Genomic DNA, 18039 nt, shown 5'->3' with positions numbered 1-18039 from the left:
GCGCCCGGGTGGGCGGGAGCGGGTTGAGCGGGGGCCGGTTGAGCGGGAGCGGGCTGCCCCGGGGCGGGCTGCCCCGGTGCTGGCTGCCCCGGGGCCGGCTGACCGGGTGCGGGCTGCCCGGGTGCCGGCTGACCGCCCGCGGGCTGGCGCGCCGGCGGCTTGGGCTCGGCGCTCTGGGCCGGCATCGAGTTGAGCACCGGCCGGATATAGAGGCGAGCGGTCTGGCCAAGGTTGCGGGCCTCGTTGCCGTCGTTCCCGGGGACCGTGATGATCAGGTTGTCGCCGTCGACCACGACCTCCGAACCGGAGACGCCGAGCCCGTTGACCCGGGCGCCGATGATCTGCTGGGCCTGCGCCAACGCCTCACGGCTGGGCTTCGAGCCGTCCGGGGTGCGCGCCGTCAGTGTGACGCGGGTGCCGCCCTGCAGGTCGATACCGAGCTTGGGAGCGGCCCGCTTGTCCCCGGTGAGAAACACCAACAGGTAGACGCCGACGAGCAATAACAAGAAGACCGACAGGTAGCGGGCAGGGTGCACCGGCGCCGAAGACGATGCCACGTTCCTTCTATCTCCTCGAAAATCGGTTCGTTACCCCGGACAGAGCCTACGTGGCCCCCACTTGCCCGTTGCGCAAGCGGTCCAGAGATCGGTGGGGAATCCCCGTCACAAATCCTTGGTGATCGAGTCCTCGTCGGCGGAGTCGTCGCCGTCGGCCAGGTCTTCGTCGTCGTCGGGAAGGATCCGGTCGCGGATCGCCAGCTTCATCCAGGTGGTCACCACGCCGGGTGCGATCTCCAGGTCGACGGTGTCGTCGGTGATCGCGACGACGGTGGCCTGCAGGCCCGACGTGGTGTGCACCCGGTCGCCGGGACGCAGCGACTCGTGCAGGTCGATGGTGGCCTGCATCGCGCGCTTCTGCCGGCGCGACGCCAAGTACATGAACCCGCCCATGATGAGCAGGAACGGCAGGAACAGGATCAAACTTTGCATGGACGCGCCTGTCTTTCGTTCTAAATTATCGGGGCTACGGTGCCGGTACGACTCGAGCGTCGCGCACCTCGTAACGGTCCAGTGTGCCTGTTCAGTCTGGCAGGCCGCGGGTCGCGGGCGACCGCCACGGTGCACGGAGTGCCCGCGGGCGCCAAGGTCGATAGGCTTTTGATGCGACGTGACGCGCGCGCCGCGGGGAGGAGTTATGTGGTGGCCAGCCTCGAGCAGACTCGCCAGCTGGTCACCGAGATCCCCGGTCCGGCATCGCTGGAACTGACCAAGCGCCGCGCGGCGGCGGTGTCGCACGCGGTGAACGTCTCGGTGCCGGTCTTCGTGAAGCGTGCCGCTGGCGGCATCATCGAGGACGTCGACGGCAACCGGCTGATCGACCTCGGTTCCGGCATCGCCGTGACCACCATCGGCAACTCGTCACCCCGGGTGGTCGAAGCGGTGCGCGCGCAGGTGGCCGAGTTCACCCACACCTGCTTCATGGTGACGCCCTACGAGTCCTACGTCGCCGTCGCCGAGACGCTCAACCGGATCACCCCGGGATCCGGCGAGAAGCGCTCGGTGCTGTTCAACTCCGGCGCCGAGGCGGTCGAGAACGCCGTCAAGGTCGCGCGCGCGTACACGCGCAAGCCCGCCGTGGTGGCGTTCAACCACGCCTACCACGGCCGCACCAACCTGGCGATGGCGCTGACCGCCAAGTCGGCCCCCTACAAGAGCGGTTTCGGCCCGTTCGCGCCCGAGGTCTACCGCGCGCCGCTGTCCTACCCCTACCGGGACGGCCTGATCGACAAGGAACTGGCCACCGACGGGGAAAAGGCCGCCGCGCGCACCATCAACGTGATCGACAGCCAGATCGGCGCCGACAACCTGGCCGCCCTGCTCATCGAGCCGATCCAGGGTGAGGGCGGGTTCATCGTTCCCGCCGAGGGCTTCCTGCCCACCCTGCTGGACTGGTGCCACAAGAACGACGTGGTGTTCATCGCCGACGAGGTACAGACCGGGTTCGCGCGCTCCGGCGCCATGTTCGCGTGCGAGCACGAGGGCATCGAGCCCGACCTGATCTGCACCGCCAAGGCCATCGCCGACGGACTGCCGCTGTCGGCGGTCACCGGCCGGGCGCAGATCATGGACGCGCCGCACGTCGGCGGCTTGGGTGGCACCTTCGGCGGAAACCCCCTCGCTTGCGCGGCCGCGTTGGCCACCATCGAGACGATCGAGAACGACGGATTGATCGAACGGGCCAGGCAGTTGGAACGCCTGATCACCGAACCACTGCTGCGCCTGCAGGCCGGCGACGACCGGATCGGCGACGTGCGCGGTCGGGGCGCCATGATCGCCATCGAAATGGTGAAGTCGGGGACCGCCGAGCCCGACAAAGAACTGACGCAGAAGCTGACCGTCGCGGCCGCCGCGGCCGGCGTGATCGTCCTGACCTGCGGCATGTACGGCAACATCATTCGTCTGCTGCCGCCGCTGACCATCAGCGACGAGCTGCTGAACGAGGGCATCGAAATCCTCGGCGGACTCCTGCGCGACCTGTAAGCCTGGCCAAGCGCCCGCACCCGGCGTGGGCAATCTCACAAACGCCACAAGGGCCGTATCATGGTGGAATACCGTTACTTTAGCTAACGTTCTATGTGTCAGCGCGGACAGCGCAAATTGACTCGCTAACTTTCATTTGCAAGGGACCTCTTATGTCGACTGCTATTCATGACGAAGAACTCGAGCGCCGCATCGAGCAACTCATTGCCAACGACCCCCAGTTCGCCGCCGCCCGACCGGACCCGGCGATCACCGCTGCCACCGAACAGCCCGGGCTGCGGCTGCCGCAGATCATCCGGACCGTGCTGGACGGTTACGCCGACCGGCCCGCACTGGCGCAGCGCGTCGTGGAGTTCGTCAAGGACGCCAAGACCGGACGGACGTCGGCCGAGCTGCTCCCGCGCTTCGAGACCGTCACGTATGGCCAACTCGGCGAACGGGTTTCGGCCCTCGGCCGCGCCTGGGCCAGTGACTCGGTAAGCCCCGGCGACCGCGTCTGCGTGCTGGGCTTCAACAGCGTCGACTACGCCACCATCGACATCGCGCTGGGCACCATCGGCGCCGTGTCGGTGCCGCTGCAGACCAGCGCGGCGATCTCGTCGCTGCTGCCGATCGTGGCCGAGACCGAGCCCAGCCTGATCGCCTCGAGCGTCAATCAGCTGCCCGACGCCGTGGAGCTGATCCTGGCCGGCGAGCACCTGCCCGGCGAGCTCGTCGTGTTCGACTACCAGCCCGAGGTCGACGACCAGCGCGAGGCCGTGGACAGCGCCGTCGCGCGGCTGGCCGGCACCGGCGTGGTCGTCGAGAAGCTCGCCGACGTGTTGCAGCGCGGCAAGGACCTGCCTCCCGTTCCCGAGCAGCTGACCGACGAGGACTCACTCGCGCTGCTGATCTACACCTCCGGAAGCACCGGCGCCCCCAAGGGCGCGATGTATCCGCAGAGCAACGTCGGCAAGATGTGGCGGCGCGGCAGCAAGAACTGGTTCGGCGAGAGCGCCGCGTCGATCACCCTCAACTTCATGCCGATGAGCCACGTCATGGGGCGCGGAATCCTCTACGGCACGTTGGGCAATGGCGGCACCGCCTACTTCGCGGCGCGCAGCGACCTGTCCACCCTGCTCGAGGACCTCGAGTTGGTGCGGCCCACCGAGATGAATTTCGTCCCGCGCATCTGGGAGACGCTGTTCGGTGAGTTCCAGCGCCAGGTCGAGCGCCGGCTGGCCGACGGCGGGGACCGCGAAACCGTCGAGGCCGCGGTGTTGGAAGAACAGCGTCAGTACCTGCTGGGCGGGCGGTTCATCTTCGCGATGACGGGCTCCGCGCCCACCTCACCGGAGTTGAAGAAGTGGGCCGAGTCGCTGCTGCAGATGCACCTGTTGGACGGCTACGGCTCGACCGAGGCCGGAATGGTGTTGTTCGACGGGGAGATTCAGCGCCCGCCGGTGATCGACTACAAGCTTGTCGACGTTCCGGACCTGGGCTACTTCGGCACCGACCGCCCGCACCCGCGCGGCGAGCTGTTGCTGCGGACCGAGAACATGTTCCCCGGCTACTACAAGCGGGCCGAGACCACCGCCAACGTTTTCGACGACGACGGCTACTACCGCACCGGTGACGTGTTCGCCGAGATCGCTCCGAACCGGCTGGTGTACGTCGACCGCCGCAACAACGTGCTCAAGCTCGCACAGGGCGAGTTCGTCACGCTGGCCAAGCTGGAGGCGGTGTTCGGCAACAGCCCGCTGATCCGCCAGATCTACGTCTACGGCAACAGCGCCCAGCCCTACCTGCTGGCCGTCGTGGTGCCGACCGAAGAGGTGTTGGCGGACAACGACATTGAGTCGCTCAAGCCGAAGATCGCCGATTCGCTGCAGAAGGTCGCCAGAGAGGCCGGCCTGCAGTCCTACGAGGTGCCGCGCGACTTCATCATCGAGACCACCCCGTTCACGCTGGAAAACGGTCTGCTGACCGGGATCCGCAAGCTGGCGTGGCCGAAGCTGAAGCAGCACTACGGCGAACGGCTCGAGCAGATCTACGCCGACCTGGCGGCCGGACAGGCCAACGAGCTGGCCGAACTGCGCCGCAGCGGCGCCGAGGCGCCGGTGCTGCAGACCGTGAGCCGGGCCGCAGCCGCCATGCTGGGGGCCGCGACCAGCGACCTGTCCCCCGACGCCCACTTCACCGATCTGGGCGGAGACTCGTTGTCGGCGTTGACGTTCGGCAACCTGTTGCGCGAGATCTTCGACGTCGACGTCCCGGTGGGTGTCATCGTCAGCCCGGCCAACGACCTGGCGGCCATCGCCACCTACATCGAGGCAGAGCGGCAGGGCTCCAAGCGGCCGACGTTCGCCGCCGTGCACGGACGCGGCGCCACGACGGTGCACGCCAGTGACCTCACGCTGGACAAATTCCTCGACGAGGCCATCTTGGCCGGCGCGCCGAGCCTGCCGAAGCCGACGAGCGAGGTGCGCACGGTGCTGTTGACCGGCGCGACCGGATTCCTGGGCCGCTACCTGGCACTGGAGTGGCTCGAGCGGATGGACATGGTCGACGGCAAGGTCATCGCTTTGGTGCGGGCCAAGTCCGACGAGGAGGCACGCGCCCGGCTGGACAAGACCTTCGATAGCGGCGACCCGAAATTGCTGGCGCACTACCAGGAGCTGGCCGCCGACCACCTCGAGGTCATCGCGGGCGACAAGGGCGAGGCCAACCTCGGCCTGGACCAGCAGACCTGGCAGCGACTGGCCGACACGGTCGACGTCATCGTCGACCCGGCGGCGCTGGTGAACCACGTGCTGCCGTACAGCGAGCTGTTCGGTCCCAACGCCCTGGGCACCGCGGAGCTGATCCGAATTGCGTTGACGTCCAAGCAAAAGCCGTACACGTACGTGTCGACGATCGGTGTGGGCGACCAGATCCAGCCAGGCAAGTTCGTCGAGAACGCCGACATCCGGCAGATCAGCGCCACCCGCGAGATCAACGACAACTACGCGAACGGCTACGGCAACAGCAAGTGGGCCGGCGAGGTGTTGCTGCGTGAGGCACACGACCTGTGCGGCCTGCCCGTCACGGTGTTCCGCTGCGACATGATCCTGGCCGACACCACCTATGCCGGGCAGCTCAACCTGCCGGACATGTTCACCCGGCTGATGCTGAGCCTGGTCGCCACCGGTATCGCGCCCGGTTCGTTCTACGAGCTCGACGCCGACGGCAACCGGCAGCCAGCACACTACGACGGGCTGCCGGTCGAGTTCATCGCCGCGGCGATCTCGACGCTGGGAACGCAGATCACCGACAGCGACACCGGCTTCCAGACGTACCACGTGATGAACCCGTACGACGACGGCATCGGACTCGACGAGTACATCGATTGGCTGGTCGAGGCCGGGTACGCGATCGAGCGCATCCCCGATTACTCCGAGTGGCTGCGACGGTTCGAGACCTCGCTGCGGGCCCTGCCGGATCGGCAGCGTCAGTACTCGCTGCTGCCGCTGTTGCACAACTACCAGAAGCCGGAGAAACCGATCAACGGCTCGATCGCACCCACGGACGTGTTCCGCGCCGCGGTGCAGGAAGCGAAAATCGGCCCCGACAAAGACATTCCGCATGTGTCGGCGCCGGTCATCGTCAAGTACATCACCAACCTGCAGTTGCTCGGACTGCTCTAACGGCAAAACGCAATCGCCCAGTCCCGTTGCGGGACTGGGCGATTGCTATTGGCCGGCGCACTACTGCTGCGGGTGCGGCCAGCGCAGGTACGCGGCGTTAGCCCCGGCCCCCGCACCGGCGCGGTTCTTGCGCCATCCCCGCTTAGGCTCGGGGTCCGCCGCGGACCGCGGCTTGGTCAGCGCGCCCGAGGACACCTCGGCCGGCTCGTAGACCGAATCCCGGTAGGGCTCAATGCCCGGCGCCGCGGCGACGGGTTCGCCCGCCACCGGATGCACGTCGCGGGCCAGGCGCACGGCGGTGCGCGCCAGCGCCACGCCACCCACGAAGATGATCAGCGCGCCCAGACCCGAGAAGTACGTGACCTCGAGCACCGCGCGCTTGCGGTCGGTCGCGGCGATCGGATCACCGGCCGAGCCGATTCCCAACAACGGGGCGACCTGGCCGCCCACGACGAACCAAGCTCCGGCCAGCACGGCCAGCCAACCGCCCAGCATGGCGGCGACCCGGTTGCCGGCGACGATCAGTAACAGGCCGCCCAGCACGGTGGCCGCTCCGGGCGCCACCTCCAGCCAGCCCCGGGCCGTGCTCCATGCCCAGTCCCGGTCCGGTGTGTAGGCGAAATTGAAGTGCGGACCAACAAACGGTATTAACGCCCCCCAAGCCCCCAACATGACCAGGAGCAATCCGCTGACCGCGCCGCGCGAGCGCGGCATACTCAGCCCGCGGGGTTGGCCGTCTTCTGCGTATTTCATGACATCCCCTCGTTGAATACCGGGTCGATTTCCGGCCTGGGATGGTTACCCAGCGCCTTCCACTAGTAACCCACGAGGAAGGCGAAAGCCACCGGTAGCCGTGGCTTTTGAGGCTGGTGGGACTGGTGTTACTGCTGAAGGCCTAGCAGCAGGAGCACGATGGCGATCGCCGGAAAGGTGCCCTGCGTCGCGGCGGCGCGCGCCTTGTCGCGGTCGGACGCGATCAGCACCACCGCGGCCGCGGCCATCGACCCGACGCCGGCGAAGATCAGCGCCGCTCCAATCCCTATGTCCCCCAGGGCAACTGCGGCGATGCCCACACCGGTGACGATGGCCAGGAACAAGTTGTAGAAGCCCTGGTTGAAGGCGAGCAGCTTGGTGGTTTCGGCTTCGGCCGGGGTGGTGCCGAAGGTGGCGCGGGTGCGCTCCGAGGTCCAGGTCAACGATTCCATCACAAAGATGTAGACGTGCAGCAACGCCGCCAGTGCGGCGAACACCAACGCGGTGGTGATCATCGCTCCTCCTCGCTGGTCGCGGCCCGCGTGGCGGCGGCCACATTTCGCTTATCTCGGCCGGTGAACATTACCGACCGTCGGTTGGCCGGGCCAGCCTGACGCGATAAGGCCCCGGTAGCCGGGGCTACCGGGGCCTCCCGCCTTGGAGGATTCTGCGTTACGCGCCGGCGTGGTGGTGGCGCCGGTGGAACAGGCCGCCACCCTCGCCATCGGCGCGCCGGCGGAATAGGCCGCCACCCTCGCCATCGGCGCGCCGACGGAACAGGCCGCCACCCGTGCGCCCGCGGGGCGCCGGCTCGGCCGCCATGGTGTCCGACCGCGCTCCTGCAGGGACGCGACCCTCGTCGTACATGGCCGGTTCGGCCGCCGGGACGGCCTCTCCTGCCACCGGCGCCGGTTCCCTCACCACGACGTCTCGTGCGTGGCGAACTGCCAGACGCGCCACCGCGGCCCCGCCCAGGAAGACGATCAGGGCGCCCAGGCCGGTGAAGTAGGTGACCTCGAGCAGGGCTCGTTTCAGGTCCGTCGCCGCCATCGGTTGACCCACGTCGCCGATACCGAGCGTCGACGCGAACGCGCGCCCGACCACGAACCACGCGCCGCCGGCAACCGCCAGCCAGCCGCCGAACACCGCGCTGGCCCGGTTACCGGACATGAGCACCAGCAAGCCGCCCACCGCGGCCGCTGCGCCGGGAAGGACCTCCAGCCAGCCTTTGGCCGTGGTCCACGTCCATGCCGGGTCGGCCATGTACGCCCAGTCGATGTTGGGCCCGAAGAACGGCACGAGTGCACCCCACGCACCCAGAAGAATCAGGAGTAACCCGGTTAGCGCGCCGCGGGAACGTGGCATATACAGCGCGCGAGGGCGATCGTAGTCGTGGCTCGTGGTCCTCATCGGAACCTCCTTCAAACAGGTATGTCTGGTGTGAGGCTGGTTACCCGACGGCGCCTGGGTGTAACCGGCCAGGCCCAGGTTGATGTTTGCTGGGGCCGACGCAACGGTCTCCTGCGGGCGGTGGGCGCGCCCGCGCTGTCCGCGGCGCCGACGGTCTGAGCTGGCCGGACGTCGCGCCCGGCGAACGTTCGGGCCCGCCCCGGCGCAAAGGTCACGATTTGGCCGCGAAATGGCCCGGGGCGGTCCCCGCTAGTCGAACAGCCCGGCCTGGCCGAGGCCGGTGACCCCCGCCGGCGGCGTCATGCCGAGGTGCGTCCAGGCCTTGGCGGTGGCCACCCGGCCCCGTGGCGTGCGCGCGATCATGCCGGCGCGGACCAGGAACGGCTCGCACACCTCCTCAACCGTGGTGGCCTCCTCGCCCACCGCGACCGCCAGCGTCGACACCCCGACCGGGCCGCCGCCGAAGCTGCGGGTCAGCGCCGAGAGCACGCCCCGGTCCAGCCGGTCCAGGCCCAGCTCGTCGACGTCGTAGACCGCCAGCGCGGACTTGGCGACGTCGCGGGTGATCACGCCGTCGGCGCGCACCTCGGCGAAGTCGCGGACCCGGCGCAGCAGCCGGTTCGCGATGCGTGGGGTGCCGCGCGAGCGCCGGGCGATCTCCTCGGCCGCCTCGGCGCCGAGCTCGATGCCCAGGATCCCGGCCGAGCGGGCCAGCACCCGCTCCAGCTCGGCGGGCTCGTAGAAGTCCATGTGCGCGGTGAAGCCGAAGCGGTCGCGCAGCGGGCCGGTCAGCGCGCCCGACCGGGTGGTCGCACCAACCAGGGTGAAGGGCGCCACCTCCAGCGGAATCGAGGTCGCCCCGGGGCCCTTGCCGACCACCACGTCGACCCGGAAGTCCTCCATCGCCAGGTAGAGCATCTCCTCGGCGGGCCGGGCGATGCGGTGGATCTCGTCGATGAACAGCACGTCGTGCTCGACCAGGTTGGACAGCATCGCGGCCAGGTCACCGGCGCGTTCCAGCGCCGGGCCGGACGTCACCCGCAGCGACGACCCGAGCTCGGCCGCGATGATCATGGCCAGTGACGTCTTGCCGAGCCCCGGCGGGCCGGACAACAGAATGTGATCCGGTGTGTTGCCGCGGTTTTTGGCTCCCTCGATGACGAGCTGCAGCTGTTCGCGCACCCGCGGTTGGCCGATGAACTCGCGCAGCGAGCGCGGTCGCAGGCTGACGTCGATGTCGCCTTCCGCCGGCGCCAGTGCCGCTGAGACTTCCCGAACCTCTCGGTCCTCGTAGTCGTCCGTCATCGCGACTTACCCAGCAATGACAGCGCGGCCCGCAGCGCGGTCGACGTGGTGGCGTCGTGATCGTCGGCCAGCACCTTGTCGGTGGCCTCCTCCGCCTGTTTGGCCGCAAACCCAAGGCCCACAAGGGCTTCCACGACCGGACTGCGCACCGCGTGGCCATTGAGACCCGCGTGGCCGGCACCGGCCGGTGCGTCCGCCGCGCCGACGCCGACCTTATCGCGCAATTCCAAGACCATCCGTTCGGCGCCGCGCTTGCCGATCCCGGGGACCCGGGTCAGCGCGCTGACGTCGCTGTCGTGCAGCGCCTGTCGCAGCGCCCCGGCGTCGTGCACGGCCAGGGTCGCCATCGCCAGCCGCGGCCCCACCCCCGACACCGACAGCAGGGTCAGGAACAGGTCGCGGGTCTCGGTGTCGGCGAAGCCGTACAGCGTCATCGAATCCTCGCGGACCACCATCGCGGTGATCAGCCGGGCCTCGGTCCCCGACCGCAGCGTCGCCAACGTCGACGGCGTCGCGTTCACCCGGTAGCCGACGCCGGCGGCCTCGATCACCACGTGATCGAGCGCCACCTCGAGCACCTCCCCGCGCACCGACGCGATCATCGCGCGGCCTTCAGCTTGGCGTTCAGCTTGGCCGTGTACTTCTGTCGCTGCTCGGCGGCCATCGCCTCGGCGGCGGCCATCCGGGCGATCATCGGCGCCCGCCAGCAATGACAGATCGCCAGCGCCAGCGCGTCGGCGGCGTCGGCCGGAGTCGGTTTGGCTTGCAGCTCAAGGATTCTGGTGACCATGGCGGTGACCTGTGCCTTATCTGCGGCACCGTTGCCGGTGACCGCGGCCTTGACCTCGCTGGGGGTATGGAAGTGGACGTCGATGCCGCGCCTGGCGGCCGCCAGGGCGACGACGCCGCCGGCCTGCGCGGTGCCCATCACGGTCGACACGTTGAGTTGGGAGAACACCCGCTCGACCGCCACGACGTCCGGCCGGTGGGTGGCCAGCCAGTGCTCGACGGCGTCGCTGATCTTCAGCAGCCGCTCGGCCAGCGGGGCGTCCGACGGGGTGCGCACCACGTCGACGTCCAGCGCGACGACCGAGCGCCCGCGCCCGCTTTCGACGACCGACAGACCGCATCGCGTCAGGCCGGGATCGACGCCCATCACCCGCATTCCCGCTCCCACCTAGTAGAACAGCTGTTCGATAGCCTAGCGGCCGGCTCCGACGGGTCCGGGTAGGACACGCGGCCGTGCCGCCGATTCCCGCCGTGACGTTAGGGCGCCGAACCCGCGAAAAAGCTGTTAGCTTTACCCCACGTTCGCTCGAGCAACGTGGCAACGGAGGAGTTGGCGTGGGATCTCTGCTGGTCATGATCGCCGTGGTGCTCTTCATCGCGTCCATCGTGGTGCTCGTGGTGGCTTTGCGGCGGCCGAAGCAACCGGCCCAGCGGGGCGGTCGCCAGGATCCCATGGCCGCCGACGCGATGCCGCAGTTCGGCCCCCGTCAACTCGGGCCCGGGGCCATCGTCAGCTACGGCGGCATCGACTACATCGTGCGCGGTTCGGTCACTTTTCGCGAAGGCCCCTTCGTCTGGTGGGAACACCTGCTGGAGGGTGGCGACCAGCCGATCTGGTTCAGCGTCGAGGAAGACGACGGGCGCCTGGAGCTGGCGATGTGGGTCACCCGCAAGGATGTGCCGCTGCGGCCCGGCGACCCCTATGTCGTCGACGGCGTGATGTTCCACGAATCCGAACGCGGCCGCGCCTCCTACACGACCGAGGGCACCACCGGCCTGCCGGCCGGCGGCGAGATGGAGTTCGTCGACTGCACCAACGACGACGACTCGGCGCTGCTCTCGTTCGAGCGCTGGGCCCCGGACATGCCCTGGGAGGTGTCGACGGGCAAGTCCGTCTCGCCCGGCGAGATCACCGTGTATTCGGCGCCCCCACCCAGCCCGGCGTAGAGCACGAGGTCTCCTGGGTGCCCCTTCATCAGCTCGCCGTGACCCCGGCCGACGTATCCGGCGAACGGCTGGGACTCGCGCTCAACGCGCCCGTACCCGCGCCGCTGGCCAGCTGCCGGCTGGACCACCCCGACGGCGGCGCCGCGCTGCTGCTCGGCGTGCTCGGCGCCTCACATGTCGTCGCCGTCGGGCACGAGTTCTCCGAGGAAATCTCTTGCACCGCACGCAGTCTCGGCGCCGACCTGCCGGAGCGGACCGAGGCGCCCGGCTACCGCCTGCACTCCCGCACCGAGGCCCACGACGAGGCGAGCTTCCGCCGCCTCGCACGCGACCTGCGCGACCGTTGCGCCCACTGGGCGGGCTGGCTCGGCGGCACGTTTCCCGGCGATGACGCCGCGCTGACCGTGCTGGCCGCCCAATCCGACGGCGCCGGCTGGCGCTGGCAGACCTGGCACCTCTATCCGGGGCGTCCCGCCGGCAACGGCGGAACGGTGGTCCACACCGCCAGCCGGTGGCGCCCGTGAGCCGCAACCGCCTGTTCGTGATCGCCGGCGTGCTGGGCGCGGCCGGCGTGACGTGTCTGATCTTCGGAATCATCTTGCTGCAGAAGAACATTGCGTCCTATGTCGCCGGCCACTATCACGAGTACGCCCGCGACGTGAACGGGACTCGCTACCAGTGCACCGGGTCGCCCGATCAGGTGGCCGACGCGCTCGCCGACTACGCCGAACCGGACGCGCGGGCCGACAACGGCAAGACCGAGTACCTGCGCTACAGCAACAACATCGTGATCGTCGGCCCCGACGGCACCTACCCGTGCAGCATCCGCGTCGAGCCGCTGAGCGCCGGATACAGCCACGGCGCCTTCATCTTCCTCGGCCCCGGATTTTCCCCGGGATCCCCATCGGGCGGCGCCGGGGGCACCCCCGGCGGCCCCGGCGGAACCAAGTGAACGCAAAGGAGAACACGATGTATCTCGCCGTCGAGATCGGCACCGTCGACCTCAACCCCGTGCTGAAAGGCGCAGTCGCGACGATCCTGTACTTCGTCGTCGGCATGGCTGTGCTTCTCGTCGGGTTTTACGCGGTCGACGTGCTGACCCCGGGAAAGCTGCGCCAGCTGGTGTTCATCGACCGCCGGCCCAACGCCGTGGTGGTCGCGGGCGCGATGTACATCGCCCTGACCATCGTCATCATCACCGCCATCGCCAACAGCTACAGCCAGCTGGGCCAGGGGCTCGTCGGCGTGGCGGTGTACGGGCTGATGGGCGTGATCCTGTTGGGCGTCGCGCTGCTGGCGATGCACCTGCTGATCCCGGGCAGTTTTCACGAGCACATCGACGAACCGGAGCTGCATCCGGGATCGTTCGCGGTGGCGCTGATACTGCTCGCCGTCGGAGGGGTGACCGCCGCGGCGGTGTCATGAGCGTTATCGGGTCGGCGGGCGAGGTACGGGCGCCCGAGGCGACACCGCCCGCGGCGGTGTCGGGTCGGTGGCGGGCGCTGCTGCTGGCCGCCGCGGCGGCGTGCGCGGCGTGCGGCATCATCTACGAACTCGCGCTGCTCACGCTCTCGGTCAGCCTGGACGGCGGAGGGATCGTCGCCACCTCGCTGATCGTCGCGGGCTACATCGCCGCGCTGGGCGTGGGCGCGCTGCTGGTCAAGCCGCTGCTGGCGCACGCGGCGATCACCTTCATCGCCGTCGAGGCGCTGCTGGGCGTCGTCGGTGGGCTGTCGGCTGCGGCGCTGTACGTGGTGTTCGCGTTCCTGGACGGGTCCGTCGGGTCGACATGGGTGCTGGCGGCGAGCACGGCGCTGATCGGTGGCCTGGTCGGTGCCGAGGTGCCGCTGTTGATGACGCTGCTGCACAGCGGCCATCCGGGCGCTGAAAAAGACCCAGCCGCCGATGCCGGACGCACGCTGGCCAACCTGAACGCCGCCGATTACCTGGGCGCGCTGCTGGGTGGGCTGGTCTGGCCGTTCCTGCTGCTGCCGCAGCTGGGGATGATTCGCGGCGCGGCCGCCACCGGCATGATCAACCTGGTGGCCGCCGCCGTCGTGGCCATTTTCCTGTTGCGCCAAGTGGTTTCGCCTCGGCAACTGGCGCTGGCGCTGTGCGCGCTGGCCGCCGCCGTGGGGCTGCTCGCCACCCTGCTGCTGCGTTCGGCCGACGTCGAAACAACCAGCAGACAAAGGCTTTACGCCGACCCGATCGTCGCCTACCGGCACACGGCCTATCAGGAGATCGTGGTGACCCGGCGCGGCAACGACACCCGGCTGTATCTCGATGGGGGCCTGCAGTTCTCCACCCGCGACGAATACCGCTACACCGAAAGCCTCGTCTACCCCGCGCTCGGCAACGGCGCCCACTCGGTGCTGGTGCTCGGCGGCGGCGACGGCCTGGCGGCCCGCGAATTGCTGCGCCAGCCCGGCATTTCCAAGATCGTGCAGGTCGAGCTCGACCCCGCGGTGATTGACATCGCGCGCACCACGCTGCGCGGGGCCAACGGCGGTTCGTTGGACAACCCGCGGGTGGCCGTGCTGACCGAGGACGCGATGAACTGGCTACGCCGACCGAGCGTGGACCGCTTCGACGCGGTCATCGTCGACCTTCCCGATCCCGACACCCCCGTGCTGGGCCGGCTGTACTCGACGGAGTTCTACGCGCTGGTCGCCCACGCGCTGGCTCCCGGCGGGCTGATGGTGGTGCAGGCGGGCAGCCCGTTTTCCACCCCGACGGCGTATTGGCGCACGGTTTCGACGATCCGGGCCGCCGGCTACGCGGTCACGCCGTACCACGTGCACGTGCCCACGTTCGGTGACTGGGGATTCGCCCTGGCGCAGCGCGCGGACGCCGCGCCCACCCCGAAGGTGCCCAGCAACGCGCCTCCGCTGCGTTACCTCAACCAGCAGGTGCTCGACGCCGCCGGCGTCTTCGGCACCGACATCGGCCCGCGCCCGGTGGAGCCGTCGACCCTGGACAATCCGCGCATCGTCGAGGACATGCGGCACGGATACGACTAGTTACTCCTCGTCGAGGGCGGCGAGGACCTCGTCGGACAGGTCGACGTTGGTCCAGACGTTCTGCACGTCGTCGCTGTCCTCCAGCGCATCGACCAGCTTGAACACCTTGCGAGCGCCCTCGACATCGACGGGCACGCTGACCGACGGCTGGAAGCTGGCCTCGGCCGATTCGTAGTCGATGCCCGCGTCCTGCAGCGCGGTGCGCACCGCCACCAGGTCGGTGGGCTCGGAGATGACCTCGAAGCTCTCACCCAGGTCGTTGACGTCCTCGGCGCCGGCGTCGAGCACGGCGGTCAGCACGTCGTCTTCGGTGAGGCCGTTCTTTTCCAGCGTGACGACGCCCTTGCGGGTGAACAGGTAGGACACCGATCCGGGATCGGCCATGTTGCCACCGTTGCGGGTCACCGCCACCCGGACCTCGCCGGCCGCGCGGTTGCGGTTGTCGGTCAGGCACTCGATCAGCACCGCCACGCCGTTGGGGCCGTAGCCCTCGTACATGATCGTCTGGTAGTCGGCGCCGCCGGCTTCCTCGCCCGCGCCCCGCTTGCGGGCGCGCTCGATGTTGTCGTTGGGCACCGAGGTCTTCTTCGCCTTCTGGATGGCGTCGTAGAGCGTCGGGTTGCCCGCCGGGTCACCGCCGCCGGTACGGGCGGCGACCTCGATGTTCTTGATCAGCCGGGCAAACTCCTTGCCACGCCGCGCGTCTTTGACGGCCTTCTGGTGCTTGGTGGTGGCCCACTTGGAATGGCCGCTCATCGGTGTCCTATCTGAAAAGTCCTCTTGTTTTTGTGGCCAGACGAGTCTACGTGGGCGGTTGGGGTGGGTCGCCCGGCGACTACCCGGCCGCCTCAGATGCCCCAGGAGTCACAGCAGGGCGGGGATATGGCGCATTCGAAACGAGCTAGCCCATTCGCTAGCGCGTTTCGCACTCACACATCACCTGGTGCCGGTGCCGCCGTGGCCGGTGTTCAAACCGGCCGATCGTCAGCCGGTGACGAGGTCGACGAATAGGTGGTGGATGCGCCGGTCGCCCGTCATCTCCGGGTGAAAAGCCGTGGCCAGCTTGCGGCCCTGCTTCACCGCGACGACGTGCCCGGCCGCGCTGGCCAGCACCTCCACGCCGTCACCGGCGCGCTCGACCCAGGGCGCGCGGATGAACACCGCGCGTACCGGGTCGCTAAGCCCCGCGAACGCGATGTCACCCTCAAACGAATCGACCTGACGTCCAAAAGCGTTGCGCCGCACCGTCATATCGATCGCGCGCAGCGGCAGTGCCTCGCGCCCGCCCGCGCCGGCGTCCAGGATCTCGCTGGCCAGCAGGATCATCCCGGCGCAGGCGCCGTAGGCGGGCAACCCGTCCGCCAGCAGGCCCCGCAGCGGCTCCAGCAGGCCCAGGTCGAGCAGCAGGTGGCTCATGGTGGTCGATTCCCCACCGGGAATGACCAGCCCGTCGACCGCCTCGAGCTCGCCGCGCCGGCGCACCGGCATCGACTCGGCCCCGGCCTCGCGCAGGGCGGCCAGGTGCTCGCGGGTGTCACCCTGCAGCGCAAGGACTCCGATCCGCGGGGCGCTCACTGGTTGGCCGGCTGGTATCCGCGTTTGAAGCGGGTCAGCCCCTCCTGCATGACGGCCGCGACCATCTCGCCGGACTGCGTGAAGATCTTGCCCTGGCACAGCGAACGGCCGCCGCTGGCCGACGGCGAGCTCTGGTCGTAGAGCAGCCACTCGTCGGCCCGGAACGGGCGCATGAACCACATCGCGTGGTCCAGCGAGGCCACCTGCAGGTGCTCCCGCACGTCGAGATGGGTGACCTGCGCCGACCCGAGCAGGGTGAGGTCGCTCATGTAGGCCAGCGCGCAGATGTGCAGCACGGGGTCGTCCGGCAGCGGGTCGCGGTGGCGGAACCAGACCTGCTGCTGGGATGCCTTGCCCGGCAGCAGCTGCAGGCGCTCGCGCGGCACGATGCAGACGTCCCACTCCTCGAACTGCTTGAATCCGGCGTCGTCGAAGACCTTGATCGAGTTCAGCCCCGGCAGCCCGTCCGGTGGTGGCGCCGCCGGCATGGAGTCCTGGTGGTGGATGCCCTCCTGATCGGTATGGAAGGAGGCGCCCATGCTGAAGATGATCTCCCCGTGCTGAATGGCGTTCACCCGCCGGGTGGCGAACGAGCCGCCGTCGCGGGAGCGCTCGACGATGAAAACCGTGCGCTCCTTGGCGTCGCCGGGCCGCAGGAAATACCCGTGCAGCGAGTGCACCTGATACTTCGGGTCCACGGTGCGCACCGCCGACACCAGTGACTGGCCGGCTACGTGGCCCCCGAAGGTGCGCTGCAGGAATCCCGACTCTGGGCTGAAGATGCTGCCACGGTAGATGTTGACCTCGAGTTGCTCGAGATCGAGGATCTCTTCGATCGCCACGGACTGTTTTTACCAGCCGCGTTCGGCCAGCCGATGGGGCTCCGCGATCTGCTCGACGTTGATACCCACCATCGCCTCGCCCAGCCCGCGCGACACCTTGGCCAGCACGTCGGGATCGTCGTAGAAGGTGGTCGCCTTGACGATCGCGGCCGCGCGCGCAGCGGGATCGCCGGACTTGAAGATGCCCGAACCCACGAACACGCCCTCGGCGCCGAGCTGCATCATCATCGCCGCGTCCGCCGGGGTGGCGATGCCGCCCGCGGTGAACAGCGTGACCGGCAGCTTGCCCGCCCGGGCCACCTCGACGACGAGGTCGTAAGGGGCCTGCAATTCCTTTGCGGCAACAAATAATTCGTCTTCGGACAGCGATGTCAGGCGGCGGATCTCGCCGCCGATCGCCCGCATGTGCGTGGTCGCGTTGGAGACGTCGCCGGTCCCGGCTTCGCCCTTGGAGCGGATCATGGCCGCGCCCTCGCTGATGCGCCGCAGCGCCTCGCCGAGGTTGGTCGCGCCGCACACGAACGGCACGGTGAACTTCCACTTGTCGATGTGGTGGGTGTAGTCGGCGGGGGTGAGCACCTCGGACTCGTCGACGTAGTCCACGCCGAGGCTCTGCAGGATCTGCGCCTCGACGAAGTGGCCGATGCGGGCCTTGGCCATCACCGGGATGGTCACCGCGGCGATGATGCCCTCGATCATGTCCGGGTCGCTCATCCGCGACACCCCGCCCTGCGCGCGGATGTCGGCGGGCACCCGTTCCAGCGCCATGACGGCGACGGCGCCGGCGGCCTCGGCGATCTTGGCCTGCTCGGGGGTGACGACGTCCATGATGACGCCGCCCTTGAGCATCTCGGCCATGCCGCGTTTGACGCGCGCCGTTCCGGTTCGCCCGTTGCTCGGGTGGGCGGTACTCACTGCATGATCTCCTTCAACCGTTGTCGACCCAGTCTAATGAGGCGCTTTGGCCCGC

The 18039-nt window shown here is 68.9% G+C and carries 18 protein-coding genes and 1 pseudogene; 7 read left to right on the top strand and 12 right to left on the bottom strand.

Annotation, left to right across the window (positions count from 1 at the left end):
• A pseudogene (locus tag A5732_RS19355) lies at positions 1-557 on the bottom strand (protein translocase subunit SecD); the annotation flags it as partial.
• 105 nt (positions 558-662) lie between these two features.
• Positions 663-989, bottom strand: coding sequence for a preprotein translocase subunit YajC (gene yajC / locus A5732_RS19350; RefSeq protein WP_064951852.1), 327 nt, complete (start codon positions 987-989; stop codon positions 663-665).
• Between the two features lie 210 nt (positions 990-1199).
• On the opposite strand from yajC, the gene gabT reads away from it, so the two are divergent.
• Both gabT and car read left to right on the top strand, forming a co-directional pair.
• A complete protein-coding gene (gabT, locus tag A5732_RS19345; RefSeq protein ID WP_076103052.1) occupies positions 1200-2540 on the top strand; it encodes a 4-aminobutyrate--2-oxoglutarate transaminase in 1341 nt (446 codons plus the stop codon).
• Between the two features lie 152 nt (positions 2541-2692).
• On the top strand, positions 2693-6205 hold the full coding sequence (gene car / locus A5732_RS19340; RefSeq protein WP_076103024.1) for a carboxylic acid reductase: 3513 nt from the start codon (positions 2693-2695) through the stop codon (positions 6203-6205).
• A gap of 60 nt (positions 6206-6265) precedes the next feature.
• Here car and A5732_RS19335 read toward each other — a convergent pair whose 3' ends face one another.
• The 6 genes from A5732_RS19335 to ruvC form a co-directional block, all read right to left on the bottom strand.
• Complete coding sequence (locus tag A5732_RS19335) at positions 6266-6958, bottom strand: hypothetical protein (protein ID WP_076103023.1); 693 nt, start codon at positions 6956-6958, stop codon at positions 6266-6268.
• A gap of 128 nt (positions 6959-7086) precedes the next feature.
• Entirely contained in the window at positions 7087-7473 is a 387-nt protein-coding gene (locus A5732_RS19330) for a DUF1304 domain-containing protein (RefSeq protein ID WP_076051953.1), read from the bottom strand.
• A 157-nt stretch (positions 7474-7630) separates the two neighbouring features.
• Positions 7631-8368 carry a hypothetical protein gene (locus tag A5732_RS19325; RefSeq protein ID WP_076103022.1) on the bottom strand — a complete coding sequence of 246 codons (738 nt, stop codon included), beginning with the start codon at positions 8366-8368 and terminating at the stop codon, positions 7631-7633.
• A 249-nt stretch (positions 8369-8617) separates the two neighbouring features.
• Positions 8618-9673 (bottom strand): Holliday junction branch migration DNA helicase RuvB, encoded by a 1056-nt coding sequence (gene ruvB, locus A5732_RS19320; protein ID WP_065056946.1) that lies wholly within the window; start codon positions 9671-9673, stop codon positions 8618-8620.
• Positions 9670-10275, bottom strand: a complete 606-nt coding sequence (ruvA, locus tag A5732_RS19315) for a Holliday junction branch migration protein RuvA (protein WP_076103021.1) — start codon at positions 10273-10275, stop codon at positions 9670-9672. The genes ruvB and ruvA overlap by 4 nt, the downstream gene beginning before the upstream one ends.
• Positions 10272-10838, bottom strand: coding sequence for a crossover junction endodeoxyribonuclease RuvC (gene ruvC / locus A5732_RS19310; protein WP_076051951.1), 567 nt, complete (start codon positions 10836-10838; stop codon positions 10272-10274). The genes ruvA and ruvC overlap by 4 nt, the downstream gene beginning before the upstream one ends.
• A 179-nt stretch (positions 10839-11017) precedes the next feature.
• Between ruvC and A5732_RS19305 the strand changes: the two genes are divergently transcribed.
• Genes A5732_RS19305 through A5732_RS19285 form a run of 5 tightly spaced genes read left to right on the top strand, consistent with a single transcriptional unit; the run spans position 11018 to position 14652 of the window.
• The gene (locus tag A5732_RS19305; protein WP_076103020.1) at positions 11018-11629 is read left to right on the top strand and encodes a DUF4178 domain-containing protein; all 612 of its coding nucleotides are present in this window, start codon (positions 11018-11020) and stop codon (positions 11627-11629) included.
• Between the two features lie 17 nt (positions 11630-11646).
• On the top strand, positions 11647-12153 hold the full coding sequence (locus A5732_RS19300; RefSeq protein ID WP_076051949.1) for a DUF2617 family protein: 507 nt from the start codon (positions 11647-11649) through the stop codon (positions 12151-12153).
• Positions 12150-12581 (top strand): DUF4247 domain-containing protein, encoded by a 432-nt coding sequence (locus A5732_RS19295; RefSeq protein WP_076103051.1) that lies wholly within the window; start codon positions 12150-12152, stop codon positions 12579-12581. The genes A5732_RS19300 and A5732_RS19295 overlap by 4 nt, the downstream gene beginning before the upstream one ends.
• Positions 12582-12598: 17 nt before the next feature.
• Positions 12599-13054, top strand: a complete 456-nt coding sequence (locus A5732_RS19290) for a DUF350 domain-containing protein (RefSeq protein WP_076051948.1) — start codon at positions 12599-12601, stop codon at positions 13052-13054.
• A complete protein-coding gene (locus A5732_RS19285; protein WP_076103019.1) occupies positions 13051-14652 on the top strand; it encodes a polyamine aminopropyltransferase in 1602 nt (533 codons plus the stop codon). Before A5732_RS19290 ends, A5732_RS19285 begins: the two co-directional genes overlap by 4 nt.
• Here A5732_RS19285 and A5732_RS19280 read toward each other — a convergent pair whose 3' ends face one another.
• The 4 genes from A5732_RS19280 to pdxS form a co-directional block, all read right to left on the bottom strand.
• Positions 14653-15408, bottom strand: a complete 756-nt coding sequence (locus A5732_RS19280) for a YebC/PmpR family DNA-binding transcriptional regulator (protein WP_064954805.1) — start codon at positions 15406-15408, stop codon at positions 14653-14655. It abuts the gene before it with no gap.
• 228 nt (positions 15409-15636) lie between these two features.
• The gene (pdxT, locus tag A5732_RS19275) at positions 15637-16227 is read right to left on the bottom strand and encodes a pyridoxal 5'-phosphate synthase glutaminase subunit PdxT (protein ID WP_076051946.1); all 591 of its coding nucleotides are present in this window, start codon (positions 16225-16227) and stop codon (positions 15637-15639) included.
• Positions 16224-17069 carry an acyl-CoA thioesterase II gene (gene tesB, locus A5732_RS19270; RefSeq protein ID WP_076103018.1) on the bottom strand — a complete coding sequence of 282 codons (846 nt, stop codon included), beginning with the start codon at positions 17067-17069 and terminating at the stop codon, positions 16224-16226. Before tesB ends, pdxT begins: the two co-directional genes overlap by 4 nt.
• Positions 17070-17078: 9 nt before the next feature.
• Positions 17079-17984, bottom strand: a complete 906-nt coding sequence (gene pdxS / locus A5732_RS19265) for a pyridoxal 5'-phosphate synthase lyase subunit PdxS (RefSeq protein WP_065056953.1) — start codon at positions 17982-17984, stop codon at positions 17079-17081.
• Between the last annotated feature and the right edge of the window lie 55 nt (positions 17985-18039).

Source organism: Mycobacterium colombiense, from assembly GCF_001953985.1.
Taxonomy (GTDB): domain Bacteria; phylum Actinomycetota; class Actinomycetes; order Mycobacteriales; family Mycobacteriaceae; genus Mycobacterium; species Mycobacterium colombiense_B.
This window is presented reverse-complemented; position numbering and strand designations above follow the sequence as displayed.